The sequence below is a fragment of the Vibrio sp. EA2 genome (assembly GCF_033042495.1).
Taxonomy (GTDB): Bacteria; Pseudomonadota; Gammaproteobacteria; order Enterobacterales; family Vibrionaceae; genus Vibrio.
This window is the reverse complement of record NZ_JAWLID010000002.1, coordinates 212,781-224,776: the sequence shown is the minus strand read 5'-3', so window position 1 is coordinate 224,776 and position 11,996 is coordinate 212,781. Positions and strand designations below refer to the sequence as shown.

Annotated in this window: 12 protein-coding genes; 2 read left to right on the top strand and 10 right to left on the bottom strand. The window is 46.4% G+C overall.

Annotated elements, in window-relative coordinates:
* Nucleotide 1: 1 nt before the first annotated feature.
* The 4 genes from RXX31_RS05350 to htpX all read right to left on the bottom strand — a co-directional run bounded on the left by RXX31_RS05350 (nucleotide 2) and on the right by htpX (nucleotide 3,525).
* The gene (locus RXX31_RS05350; RefSeq protein WP_317588064.1) at nucleotides 2–1,297 is read right to left on the bottom strand and encodes an NAD(P)/FAD-dependent oxidoreductase; all 1,296 of its coding nucleotides are present in this window, start codon (nucleotides 1,295–1,297) and stop codon (nucleotides 2–4) included.
* 11 nt (nucleotides 1,298–1,308) lie between these two features.
* Nucleotides 1,309–2,034: an SDR family oxidoreductase gene (locus tag RXX31_RS05345; protein WP_317588063.1), complete on the bottom strand. Its 726-nt coding sequence runs from the start codon at nucleotides 2,032–2,034 to the stop codon at nucleotides 1,309–1,311.
* Nucleotides 2,031–2,450 (bottom strand): nuclear transport factor 2 family protein, encoded by a 420-nt coding sequence (locus RXX31_RS05340; protein ID WP_317588062.1) that lies wholly within the window; start codon nucleotides 2,448–2,450, stop codon nucleotides 2,031–2,033. The genes RXX31_RS05345 and RXX31_RS05340 overlap by 4 nt, the downstream gene beginning before the upstream one ends.
* Nucleotides 2,451–2,655: 205 nt before the next feature.
* Nucleotides 2,656–3,525, bottom strand: coding sequence for a protease HtpX (gene htpX, locus RXX31_RS05335; RefSeq protein ID WP_317588061.1), 870 nt, complete (start codon nucleotides 3,523–3,525; stop codon nucleotides 2,656–2,658).
* Between the two features lie 315 nt (nucleotides 3,526–3,840).
* Here htpX and RXX31_RS05330 point away from each other — a divergent pair, with 315 nt between their 5' ends.
* The gene (locus tag RXX31_RS05330) at nucleotides 3,841–4,008 is read left to right on the top strand and encodes a hypothetical protein (protein ID WP_317588060.1); all 168 of its coding nucleotides are present in this window, start codon (nucleotides 3,841–3,843) and stop codon (nucleotides 4,006–4,008) included.
* 69 nt (nucleotides 4,009–4,077) lie between these two features.
* On the opposite strand, the gene bioD is transcribed toward RXX31_RS05330, so the two are convergent.
* The 4 genes from bioD to bioB are packed head-to-tail and all read right to left on the bottom strand — an operon-like array spanning nucleotide 4,078 to nucleotide 7,754.
* On the bottom strand, nucleotides 4,078–4,761 hold the full coding sequence (bioD, locus tag RXX31_RS05325; RefSeq protein ID WP_317588059.1) for a dethiobiotin synthase: 684 nt from the start codon (nucleotides 4,759–4,761) through the stop codon (nucleotides 4,078–4,080).
* On the bottom strand, nucleotides 4,758–5,564 hold the full coding sequence (gene bioC / locus RXX31_RS05320) for a malonyl-ACP O-methyltransferase BioC (protein ID WP_317588058.1): 807 nt from the start codon (nucleotides 5,562–5,564) through the stop codon (nucleotides 4,758–4,760). Before bioC ends, bioD begins: the two co-directional genes overlap by 4 nt.
* A complete protein-coding gene (gene bioF, locus RXX31_RS05315) occupies nucleotides 5,564–6,715 on the bottom strand; it encodes an 8-amino-7-oxononanoate synthase (RefSeq protein ID WP_317588057.1) in 1,152 nt (383 codons plus the stop codon). The genes bioC and bioF overlap by 1 nt, the downstream gene beginning before the upstream one ends.
* Nucleotides 6,702–7,754, bottom strand: coding sequence for a biotin synthase BioB (bioB, locus tag RXX31_RS05310; protein ID WP_317588056.1), 1,053 nt, complete (start codon nucleotides 7,752–7,754; stop codon nucleotides 6,702–6,704). The genes bioF and bioB overlap by 14 nt, the downstream gene beginning before the upstream one ends.
* Nucleotides 7,755–7,884: 130 nt before the next feature.
* Between bioB and bioA the strand changes: the two genes are divergently transcribed.
* Entirely contained in the window at nucleotides 7,885–9,162 is a 1,278-nt protein-coding gene (gene bioA / locus RXX31_RS05305) for an adenosylmethionine--8-amino-7-oxononanoate transaminase (protein WP_317588055.1), read from the top strand.
* 82 nt (nucleotides 9,163–9,244) lie between these two features.
* On the opposite strand, the gene serS is transcribed toward bioA, so the two are convergent.
* A complete protein-coding gene (serS, locus tag RXX31_RS05300) occupies nucleotides 9,245–10,552 on the bottom strand; it encodes a serine--tRNA ligase (protein WP_317588054.1) in 1,308 nt (435 codons plus the stop codon).
* 93 nt (nucleotides 10,553–10,645) lie between these two features.
* The gene (locus RXX31_RS05295) at nucleotides 10,646–11,995 is read right to left on the bottom strand and encodes a replication-associated recombination protein A (RefSeq protein ID WP_317588053.1); all 1,350 of its coding nucleotides are present in this window, start codon (nucleotides 11,993–11,995) and stop codon (nucleotides 10,646–10,648) included.
* Nucleotide 11,996 lies beyond the last annotated feature (1 nt).

Sequence of the window (11,996 nt, the reverse complement as noted above, 5' to 3'; positions counted from 1 at the left end):
ATTACGCCGCCCCTTTCTGTAGAGTCGCCACAGACTGTTCTCTGGTTTTGTTTCCCAGCGCTTTCACCACATCTAATGCACTACGTACACCATCTTCGTGAAAACCGTTGTACCAATAGGCCCCGCAAAACCAAATATTCGACAGCCCCTGAATCTCATCCTTTCTTTTTTGAGCGGCAATGGAATCAGTTGTAAATACCGGATGATCATAAGTAAACTTGCGCAATATTTTGCTCGAATCGATTTGGTCTGTACTATTCAGCGTAACGCAAAAAGTGTTTGGGCCAGCATCCACGTGCTGGAGTATATTCATATTGTAGGTCAGTGATGGAAGTCGTTGCTTTTCCCCTTCACATCCTTCTAACAGATAGTTCCAGGAAGCCCATGCCGCTTTGCGTTTCGGCAGTAAACTCGAATCGGTGTGTAAAACCACTTCATTCGCTTGATAAGCCATATTACCGAGAATACTTTGCTCCTCGGCGGACGGTTCACTGAGGATTTTCATTGCCTGGTCGCTGTGGCACGCGAAGATGACTTCATCGAACCATTCTGTGGTTCCATTTACCCGCAAAAGCACACGGTCTTTTGTTCGAGTGACACTCTCAACTGGACTATTGAGACGAATATGTTGAGCAAAGCCTTTGGTAAGCGGCGGAATATAAGCACGAGAGCCACCCTTGATCACATACCATTGAGGTCGGTTCGTCACATCAAGCAACCCATGATTCAAGAAGAAGCGCAAGAAAAACATCAGCGGGAATGCACGCATGTCTGCGAGTGTCGAAGACCAGATCGCCGCGCCCATAGGAAGAATATAGTTATCAGTGAAGAATTGACTAAACTGGTGTTCATCGAGGAATTCACCCAGCGTTTTCGTGTTTGTCTCCTCTTTTCCAGCAAACGATTTTGCTAACTTATTAAAGCGAAGGATCTCAAAAATAAAACGATAGAACTTCGGATTTACCCAGTTACGCTTTTGAGCGAAAAGTGTCGAAATCGTATGCCCGTTATACTCTAACCCGTTACTATTGTTGCGGACGCTGAAGCTCATTTCAGTCGGTATACCTTCCACACCAACCTCGTTCATCATCTTGATGAAATTAGGATAAGTCCGGTCGTTATAGACGATAAAACCGGTGTCAATGGCATAGTCTTGACCATCAACAGTCACATCAACGGTTGCCGTGTGTCCACCAATGTAATCATTCGCTTCAAATAGAGTGATGTCATGCTCTTTGTGCAAGTAATAACCGCACGTCAGTCCGGATATCCCAGTGCCTATAATTGCGATTTTCATATTTATTCCTTTTACGACACAAGTTTACGCGTTAAGCGTGCTTGCCAGCGGTATGGCAGTAACGAAATGAAACGGAGAATGCTGGTAAATCTCGCGGGAAAATAGATAAAACTTTTATTGGCGGAAAGCTGCTTTCTGATTGAGTCAGAGGCTTGCTTAACAGAAATGATCATCGGCATTTCAAAGGTGTTTTTGTCGGTCAGAGGCGTTTCAACAAAGCCCGGAAAAACCGTCACCACTTGTATGCCTTTTCTTTCGACATCTAACGCTAAAGTCCGCGCGAAGTAACTGACTGCAGCTTTTGATGCCCCGTAGGCTTCAGCTCTCGGTAGCGCGACTTCTGAGGCAATCGAACCCACAATTACGATGCGGTGGCCTGACTCAAAATAGGTCTGGCAAGCTTCGACACAGTTCGCTACGCCAATTACATTGACGTTCATTACCCGCGCCAAAAGTTTCGCGTCAACCTCACCATTATTCATATACTCACAATCACCAGCATTAAAAACCCAGGTTTGGGGGACAACGTTAAGTGACGACAACGCTTGCTTGGTTTGGTCGTAATCTGTCACATCAAAACGAAGCGTTTCAATCAGCGAAGAATGTTTACTCAATTCATCAAGTACACCTTCGTTTCGCCCGCAAGCGATCACTCGCCAACCTGAGTCTGCGTAATCAAGAGCCAGCTGCTTACCAATCCCAGATGTCGCACCGGTAATCAAAATAGAACCACTCATTGTCCGATCCTCTGCTTCACCATTTTTACCACTGCTCCAAGAAGCGGTAGGTTTTCATAGAGCATCTCTCCGAGATCGAAGTAGTCACGGTGATAGATGACCTGACCGTCAGAGAACTTGAGATGAGACGCGCCGTTAACCTCAATAGGTGAACCTTGTTGGAGCTTGGGGTGCAGTAGTTCCATGGTCCAGGTAATAAAGCCACTTTCTCCTACCTGTTGATGCTCATGAATATCAAAGTCGCAGCGGATAACATTGTTGTAGAGTGACTGGAAGTATTGATAGAGCTCAGTCCTGCCCTGCAAACGATGCGCTGCGTCTTCGAACACCACGTCAGGGTGATAAATCTCTTCCAGCAAATGTAAGTTTTCTTTGGTGAGCTGCTGGTAAACATCGACGACAGACCGTATTTCCATTTCGTTGCTCCTACTACGCACCTTAAATCATGAATGTTGTACAAAAATATGATACGTACAACATAGACTAATCGATCAAAGTTGTACAAAAATTATTTTGTATAACTTTGTGTCATTAGACTAAATACGTGAATCAGGAAGGTGGCGATCAGGCAGACGAAAAAAAGGCTTGGTAAAAACCAAGCCTTTTCAGAAAATTATTCGATTAGTACTGTTGACTACGTAATGCGTTAATACGCTTGTCCAGTGGTGGGTGGCTCATTAGTAGCTCTGTCAGAGACTGCTTTCCGTTGATACCAAACGCCATCATGGTGCCGTCTAACTTCGACTCCTGGCTCATTTTCAAACGCTCCAGCGCAGCAATCATTTTCTCTTTGCCGACCAGATGCGCTGCGCCCGCGTCTGCATGGAACTCACGATGACGGCTGTACCACATGGTGATGAAGCTTGCTAAGAAGCCAAACACCAGTTCTAACACCATAGAGACACCGAAGTACACCATCATGTTTGAGCCCTGGCCTTCTTCATCATCATTAGATGCCACAATATTGGCGATAAAACGAGACAAGAAGATCACAAACGTGTTCACGACGCCCTGCATCAGTGTCATTGTGACCATGTCACCATTCGAGATGTGGCTTACCTCATGGGCCAACACCGCTTCGGCTTCATCGCGAGTCATGTTATGTAACAGACCGGTAGAAACCGCAACTAAAGAGTCATTACGCTTCGCGCCTGTCGCGAAGGCATTGATATCTGGCGAGTCATAGATGGCCACCGTTGGCATGCCAATGCCTGCTTGTTGCGCTTGACGACCAACGGTCTCTAGTAACCAATGCTCTGTTTCGTTACGTGGACTTTCGATAACCATACCACCAACCGAACGCAGTGCCATGCCTTTAGACATCATTAACGAAATCAGTGCACCACCAAAACCAAAGACCGCAGCCAAGACCAACAGTCCAGACAGACTGCCCGGCTGCATTCCAGTTGTCGCGTAAACAATATTCAGAACAACACTAAGTACCAGCACGACGGCCAGGTTAGTTGCCAGGAATAACATAATTCGCTTCATTACTTTTCTCCGAGGAAGCTTATTGTTGTAAAAGCCGATCCCACTTGGTTTCGTGCTCCGTTGCGTTATAGATATAGTCTATCGATGTTAAAAACAAGGTTAAGCAATAAATTGCAACATTTGTTTTCTCAGCTGAAATAATTCGTAAATTTTTATAGCCTAAAAACAGTATTTTAGACTAGGTTTAGACTTTGGTCTTATTGTCCGATTGAATGAGCATGCTAAATTCAACTCAGATGAACGAAAACCGAGCTTACTCTAAACGCTTAACAAAGCCGAGTGGCTTAAAGATTCCATGTCTTGAGGGAAAAAATCATGGTAGAAACGAACGACTATCAAATGGCTATCGATTTACTACGTTGTCACCTAGGTATCTCAGAGGACGAGGCAAAGCAACAACTAGGTATTTCGACTGATGATCACATGGCTAGCCGTGTTGCAGAAACTCAACACGCGCTGATGGGCCTAGGTAACGAAAAATAAACCTGGCTTAGGTTATCGAATAAAGAAAGGGCTGCATTGTGCAGCCCTTTCGGTTTTTGAACTAAATGATTAACACTGAAGCAGAGGATCAATGTTAATGAACTTTCCAAGCTCTTTACGCTTAGCACTTGGAACATACGGAATCTCGCCTAATTTCGGCGCTTCTAAGCGATCTTCCAGCATTGCGATAATATCTGCGTAATGTTCAGTGCCTGGATTAATGCGGTTTGCTACCCATCCGACTAGGTTCAAGCCATCAGCCCGAATCACCTCTGCGGTCAATAGAGCATGACTTAAACAACCCAGTTTAATACCAACGACCAAAACCACCGGAAGCTGTTCTTGTTGCACCCAAGTGGAAAGGTTATCTGTATCAGAAACTGGAACACGCCAACCACCAGCACCTTCAACTAAGACAATATCTGCTTGCTCTTTGTGGTGAGCTAATTTCTCACTTAAGACCTCGTATTTTATCTCAGTATTTTCATGCTTCGCGGCGATATGAGGTGAAGTTGGAAGCTCTAACGCGTACGGATTAATATCGTCATAAGCGACTTCTAGCGTCGCTGCTTTTTGTAAATGCAACGCATCTGAGTTACGCCACCCCTGCTCAGTCTTTTCGCTGCCTGCTGCCACTGGCTTATAGCCAATGGTGTTTAACCCTTTTGCCGCTAACGCTTGCAGAATAGCTTTCGACGCTACCGTTTTTCCTACATCAGTATCCGTACCAGCAATAAAAAAAGCATCAATCATAGATGTATTACTCCAAAACAAACCTGATAACTTGCAGGTAAAAGACCTTTATTGTTTTTGAATTCTTGGTACGCGCGCTCTACGTGCATAAGTTTACGGCGGCTCGTGAGTGCAGGAGAACGTCCACTGACGTGGTTTGCTCCTATCCCCTTGAGATCCCGCATCACAGAAAACGCAGAGTCGTACCAAACTGTGATGGAGGTCAAGTCTAGATGATGGTCATTGCAGTGAGCTTGCGCCAACGCAATTTTTACCTGATTGATCGTTACAAAGTGATTGACGTGTTGATATGCATCAATTTTTTTCCATGATTCACGTAGTTCGAAAAGTGAACCATCGACAAGAGTAGAGAAAAAGCCGGCTCCCCCCTCTTTCAGGATTCGACGCACTTCACGTAGCGGGTCGCTTAAGTCACGGCACCACTGCAGCGCCAAACTAGAGAAGACGTAATCAAAACTATGATCATCAAAAGGCAAATTCTCTGCGTCAGCCAACACATAGCTTGCTCTTTCATCACCACATCGTTGCTGGGCTTTATTTAGCATCTCTTGAGAGATATCTGCGCAAACGACTTCGGCACCGCGTTGTTGGAGTAATTCAGAAAAATATCCGGTTCCACAACCGAGATCTAAAATGCGTTTGTCTGATAAATCTTCCGGAAGCCGCGCTAATAATCGGTGTCCGACATCCCGTTGAAAGGCTGCATGTGCATCATAGGTATCGGCGGCTTTACCGAATGAAATAGCGATAGCACTCTTATCTTGACCGTCAAGCGCCAGATCTCGCTGTTCTGCTTGATTCATTACTGCGCTCCTAGTGCTTGTTCAAGTGCGTGTGACAACGTTTTGATTTGATCTTTGGTGTGATTAGCCGTCAAGGTGATACGTAACCGGGATGTCCCTGCCGGAACCGTAGGTGGTCGAATCGCCGTTACCCAGAGGCCATTTTTGCGACAAGAGTCTGCCACACTTAACGCTTGTTCTGCGTCGCCTGTAAGAAAAGGTTTAATCGGTGTTAGCGTTTCAACAAAGCCGCTCTTGCCTTGTAAGCACTGCTTATAGTAAGCGCTCAACTCTGCAAGCTTCTCGCGCCGCCAACCTTGTTCTTGAACAATAGAAACGGCATGCGTTAAGGCATACGCTTGAGCAGGAGGCATGGCTGTCGAATAGACATGATGTCGTGCGAATTGTGTCAGGAAGTCACCCGTCACTCGGTCACAAAGAATAGCCGCACCGGAAATGCCAAATGCTTTGCCAAATGTGACCACGAGAATATCTGGTTTTATATTGCTCTTCTCACAAGATCCACCGCCGGTGTCGCCAAGTACACCAATGCCATGAGCATCATCCACTGCCAGCCAAGCGTCATTCGATCGGGTCAGTGTGGCTATCTCTTCAAGAGGAGCGCAATCGCCATCCATGCTAAACACACCTTCCGTCACCACAAGATGATTATGATTGGCCTCGAGAAACGATTTGAGGTGCGACATGTCGTTATGCTTAAAACGCTTCATCTTAGCCGGTGACAATGCCCCCGCTTCCATTAAAGAAGCGTGATTGAGCCGGTCTTGTAGCAGAACGTCTGACTTTTCCAATAAGGTAAATAATAATGCCTGGTTAGCACTGAAGCCTGAACCAAACAATACGGCTCGTTCAAAACCGAGCCACTCGGTCAGTGCGGCTTCTAAATTACTGTGTGCAGCGCTAAACCCGGTCACCATCGGTGAAGCACCGCTTCCGCTGCCGTAAACACTCAACCCTTGCTGCCAGGCACGAATCAACGCTTGATCATTGGCCAAGCCAAGATAATCATTGCTCGAAAAATTAATATAGCGTTTACCAGCATGTTCCAGAGTGGACTGGTTACCGGCAAACACTAGATTCATTGAACGATTCAGCCCCTGCTCTTTACGCTGCGCGAGAGCTGATTCGATACGAGATTTAAACGCTGGCATCGTAGAAAAGGTCGTCTTTTGTCGGGCGAGCGGCAACACGTTCTACCACACGATCAAGCAATTCGTTCTCTTCAATTTCATCCGGCTTTTGCGAGACTTGCTGGCTGTTTATGCCTAACTTATCAAACAGCATCATATCTTTGTCTTCAGAAGGGTTTGGTGTCGTCAGTAGTTTGCAACCGTAGAAAACAGAGTTCGCACCAGCCATAAAGCACAGTGTTTGCATCTGCTCATTCATGTTTTCGCGTCCCGCAGACAAGCGAACCGCAGATTGAGGCATCATGATTCGTGCGATAGCAATGAGACGAATAAAATCAAATGGTTCAACATCTTCGACTTTTTCAAGCGGTGTGCCTTTCACTTTAACCAGCATGTTGATTGGTACACTTTCTGGATGAGTCGGCAGATTAGCAAGTTCAACTAATAAACCAGCACGGTCGTTGGCACTTTCGCCCATACCAATGATGCCGCCCGAACAAATTTTCATGCCCGCATCACGAACATGAGATAGCGTATCCAAACGATCCTGATATGTGCGTGTCGTGATGATATTGCCGTAAAACTCAGGCGACGTATCTAAATTGTGGTTGTAATAATCAAGCCCCGCATCCGCGAGTTGGTTCGCTTGCTCAGGTGTCAGCATACCCAGCGTCATACAGGTTTCCAGACCCATGTCTTTCACGCCTTTGATCATATCGGTCAAATGCGGCATATCACGCTCTTTCGGATTCTTCCACGCCGCGCCCATACAAAAACGGGTAGAACCTGCGTTTTTCGCTTTTTGTGCCGCATCGAGGACACGCTCCACTTCCATCAGACGCTCTTTTTCAATGTCTGTGGTGTATCTCGCGCTTTGAGGACAGTACTTACAGTCTTCTGGGCATGCACCCGTCTTGATTGATAGCAATGTGCTAACTTGAACATGATTGGTTTGCTGGTATTGACGGTGAACAAGCTGTGCTTCGAACAGAAGATCCATAAATGGTTTTTCCATTAGCTCTTGTACTTCTGCATGCGTCCAGTTATGACGTACTTCCACGTGTATTCCTTAGATTACTTTTTTTGTTGTGTTGACAGTCTACCGAGTCCCGTTAAACTGTCAACATAAGCACAAAATCAAAAGTTTACTTCTGGTTATTTTTTAATCTACATTAATCTTGGAATTACACATGGATCTTGCCTTCGACCGCCAACATATCTGGCATCCCTACACTTCTACGCTCACTCCTCTGACCTGTTATCCCGTCGCCTCCGCGCATGGCGTATACATTAGCTTAGAAGATGGAACCCAATTAGTAGATGGCATGTCTTCCTGGTGGTCAACGATTCATGGCTATAATCACCCCCATTTAAACCAAGCTGCACATCAGCAAATTGAACAGGTTTCTCATGTCATGTTTGGTGGTATGACTCACCAACCCGCGATCAATTTATGTAAGAAGCTGCTTTCCCTGGCACCTGACAATCTCGAACACGTTTTTCTTGCCGACTCAGGCTCTGTAGCCGTAGAAGTAAGCCTGAAAATGGCATTGCAATATTGGCACGCAAAAGGCGAACGCAGACCCAAATTCCTTACCTTAAAGCACGGTTATCATGGTGATACCTTCGCAGCGATGTCGGTCACCGATCCCGACAATTCGATGCACTCACTATACAAAGGCTTTTTGCCAGAGCACATCTTCGCAGACTCTCCGACATGCGGTTATTGGGATGAATGGAACCCCGACGACTTGGCTGATTTCGCACAGAAGATCGAGCAGCATCACCAAGAACTTGCCGCAGTGATCCTCGAGCCAATCGTACAAGGTGCTGGGGGGATGCGTATTTATCATCCTGAGTTCCTTAAAGGGGTCAGAGCACTCTGTGATAAATATGAACTTCTATTGATTGCTGATGAGATTGCGACAGGATTTGGACGCACTGGAAAGCTTTTCGCATGTCAGCATGCCGGTATTCAACCTGACATCCTTTGTGTTGGTAAAGCATTAACTGGTGGCTATATGACGTTATCCGCCACCCTTGCGACCAAACATGTCGCTGATACGGTTTGCGGTGGCGAAGCAGGTTGCTTTATGCATGGGCCCACCTTTATGGGAAACCCGCTCGCTTGCGCGGTAGCGACCGCGAGTTTAGAGCTTATCGAGCAAGGAGACTGGCAGCAGCAGACTCAGCAAATTGAAACGCTTTTTTCTGAGTTGTTACCCAAGCTAGAACAATATGATGTGGTGAAAAATACACGTTGGCTTGGTGCAATAGGCGTTGTGGAAACTCATCGTCCCGTTAACATGGAAACGATTCAGGCACTGTTTGTTGATCAGGGTGTGTGGATTCGTCCGTTTGGCAAACTCATTTACATGATGCCACCATTTATCAGCGAGCCAGAACACATTGAAAGGTTGGTAAACGCGATTGAAACAGCGCTTCAACGTGAAGACTGTTTTTTATAACAACAACGCCCACTGATTTTGTTTTTTAGATATTAAAAACCCAGCTCAAAAGCTGGGTTTTTGTATTTATTCAGTTTACTTATTAACCGATGTGCGTTGCGCCGCCCATGTACTTCTGAAGTGCTGTAGGGATAGCAATACGGCCATCTGCTTCTTGGTTGTTTTCAAGGATAGCAACCATTGTACGACCTACCGCTAGGCCAGAACCGTTTAGCGTGTGCACAAGCTCAGGTTTCTTTTCGCCTTTACGACGGAAACGCGCTTGCATACGACGAGCCTGGAAGTCCCACATGTTAGAACATGAAGAGATTTCGCGGTAAGTTTCTTGAGCAGGAACCCATACTTCCAGATCGTAAGTCTTACGTGCGCCGAAGCCCATGTCACCCGTACATAGAACCACTTTACGGTAAGGAAGTTCCAGAATTTGCAGTACTTTCTCTGCGTGGCCAGTCAGCTCTTCAAGTGCGTCCATTGAATCTTCTGGTTTGGTGATTTGTACTAACTCAACTTTGTCGAACTGGTGCATACGAATCAGACCTCGAGTATCACGACCGTAAGAGCCTGCTTCAGAACGGAAACACGGTGTGTGAGCCGTCATCTTAAGTGGCAGATCGGCTTCGTCAGAAATCGTGTCACGTACCATGTTAGTTACTGGTACTTCAGCCGTTGGGATAAGTGACAACCTACGCGGCTCTTCGTCGTTTACTTTCTCTTCAAGTGGCTCTGTATGGAAAAGGTCTTTACCAAATTTAGGTAGCTGACCCGTACCAAACAGGCTGTCAGAGTTAACCAGGTAAGGTACGTACATTTCTGTGTAGCCGTGTTCTTCTGTATGAAGATCTAGCATAAACTGAGCGATTGCACGGTGTAGACGCGCGAACTGACCTTTCATTACGATGAAACGAGCGCCAGTGATTTTAGTCGCGCTAGCGAAATCCAGGCCATCGCCCATTTCACCTAGATCAACGTGATCTTTCAGTTCGAAATCGTAAGTTTTTGGCTCGCCCCAACGAGAGATTTCTACGTTGTCTTCTTCATCTTTACCGTCTGGCACATCGTCAGCTGGCAGGTTAGGAACAGAAAGCGTGATTTCCTCTAGTTGAGACATCACTTGCTCAAGTTCCACTTTTTTCGCATCAAGATCGCTACCTAAAGTACCGATTTGTTTCTTGATCTCTTCTGCACCTTCTTTGTCACCAGCCGCCATTTTTTGGCCGATTTGCTTGGAGATGGAGTTACGCGTGGATTGTAAATTTTCAACTTCTACTTGAATGGACTTACGTTGTTCTTCAAGGTTACGGATTGTCTCGACGTCTAGCTTAAAGCCACGACGTGCCAGTTTTGCAGCTGTTTCATCCAGCTCAGTTCGAAGTAATTTAGAATCCAGCATTGTTAATCCTATGCTTTTGTAGTTGTGAAATCGCGCACCAGCATCTTGCTAATACGCTATAAAAATTTACCGAATAAATGTATCCAAAAACGCCTACTTTTCATAGCGCTTTTGTGGACTATTTGCGTCTAAAGTAGCCAAGTAATCTAACTTTTCGCCGATTTTGGTCTCCAGACCACGATTTGTCGGCTGATAGTACTTACGATCGCCCATTTCTGGTGGCAGATATTGCTCGCCGGCTGCATACGCGCCCGGCTCATCATGAGCGTAACGATATTCGGCACCGTAGCCCATGTCTTTCATCAAGCTCGTTGGTGCGTTTCTCAAATGATGCGGCACTTCGTACTCGGGTAAGTTATGCGCGTCCGTGAGCGCTTGTTTCCACGCCACATAAACGGCATTGCTCTTAGGCGCACACGCAAGATAAACGATCGCCTGAGCAATCGCACGTTCGCCTTCTGCCGGGCCAACACGCGTAAAACAGTCCCATGCAGAGAGCGCCACTTGCATCGCACGAGGGTCAGCGTTGCCAACATCCTCAGAAGCAATCGCGAGTAAACGGCGTGCAATGTACAAGGGATCGCACCCTGCAGAGATCATTCTCGCCGCCCAATACAGCGCTGCGTCTGGGTTAGAGCCACGGATAGACTTATGCACTGCAGAGATTAAATCGTACCAAATATCGCCTTTGTTATCGAAGCGAGAAACTTTTTCTCCAGCGACTTCGGCAAGTAACTTAAGCGTAATCTCTTTCTCGCCTTGTGCATTGTCTTCGGCCATATCGTAGAGCAACTCAAGGTAGTTCAGAGACATGCGAGCGTCACCATTCACCAGCTCTGACAACCGATCCAGAACGTTATCAACAAAGTGTGCGGGGGTATTCCCCAAGCCACGCTCTTTATCGTTAATCGCTTGATTAAGCGCTAATGCGATCTCATCTTGATTGAGAGACGTCAGTTTGTATACTCGCGCCCGAGACAACAATGCGTTGTTCAGTTCGAAAGAGGGATTTTCTGTCGTTGCACCGATAAAGGTAACCGTACCATCTTCAATGTGTGGTAGAAAAGCATCTTGCTGTGACTTGTTAAACCGATGCACCTCATCGACGAATAATATCGTTCGGCGTCCCGCTATTTTATTCTCTCGCGCTTTCTCAATCGCAGCACGGATTTCTTTCACTCCAGAGGTCACCGCCGAAACACGCTCAACCTCTGCATTGGCGTAGTTCGCTGCAACTTCTGCTAACGTCGTTTTACCTGTACCAGGCGGTCCCCACAAAATCATCGAGTGGATATTGCCCGCTTCCAGCGCACGACGTAAAGGCTTTCCCGGACCTAAAATATGCTGCTGTCCAATATACTGCTCGACCGTTTGCGGCCTCATACGCGCAGCAAGGGGACGAAAATCTTCGTCCCCCGAGAAATCTAGTGTGTAATTCGTCACT

Excerpts from the sequence above, each read along its gene's own strand:
- RXX31_RS05350 (WP_317588064.1), bottom strand. The coding sequence starts at position 1,297 with ATGAAAATCGCAATTATAGGCACTGGGATATCCGGACTGACGTGCGGT.
- bioF (WP_317588057.1), bottom strand. The coding sequence starts at position 6,715 with ATGCCAGCGTTTAAATCTCGTATCGAATCAGCTCTCGCGCAGCGTAAA.
- RXX31_RS05345 (WP_317588063.1), bottom strand. The coding sequence starts at position 2,034 with ATGAGTGGTTCTATTTTGATTACCGGTGCGACATCTGGGATTGGTAAG.
- bioD (WP_317588059.1), bottom strand. The coding sequence starts at position 4,761 with ATGATTGATGCTTTTTTTATTGCTGGTACGGATACTGATGTAGGAAAA.
- htpX (WP_317588061.1), bottom strand. The coding sequence starts at position 3,525 with ATGAAGCGAATTATGTTATTCCTGGCAACTAACCTGGCCGTCGTGCTG.
- RXX31_RS05330 (WP_317588060.1), top strand. The coding sequence starts at position 3,841 with ATGGTAGAAACGAACGACTATCAAATGGCTATCGATTTACTACGTTGT.
- serS (WP_317588054.1), bottom strand. The coding sequence starts at position 10,552 with ATGCTGGATTCTAAATTACTTCGAACTGAGCTGGATGAAACAGCTGCA.
- bioA (WP_317588055.1), top strand. The coding sequence starts at position 7,885 with ATGGATCTTGCCTTCGACCGCCAACATATCTGGCATCCCTACACTTCT.
- bioC (WP_317588058.1), bottom strand. The coding sequence starts at position 5,564 with ATGAATCAAGCAGAACAGCGAGATCTGGCGCTTGACGGTCAAGATAAG.
- RXX31_RS05340 (WP_317588062.1), bottom strand. The coding sequence starts at position 2,450 with ATGGAAATACGGTCTGTCGTCGATGTTTACCAGCAGCTCACCAAAGAA.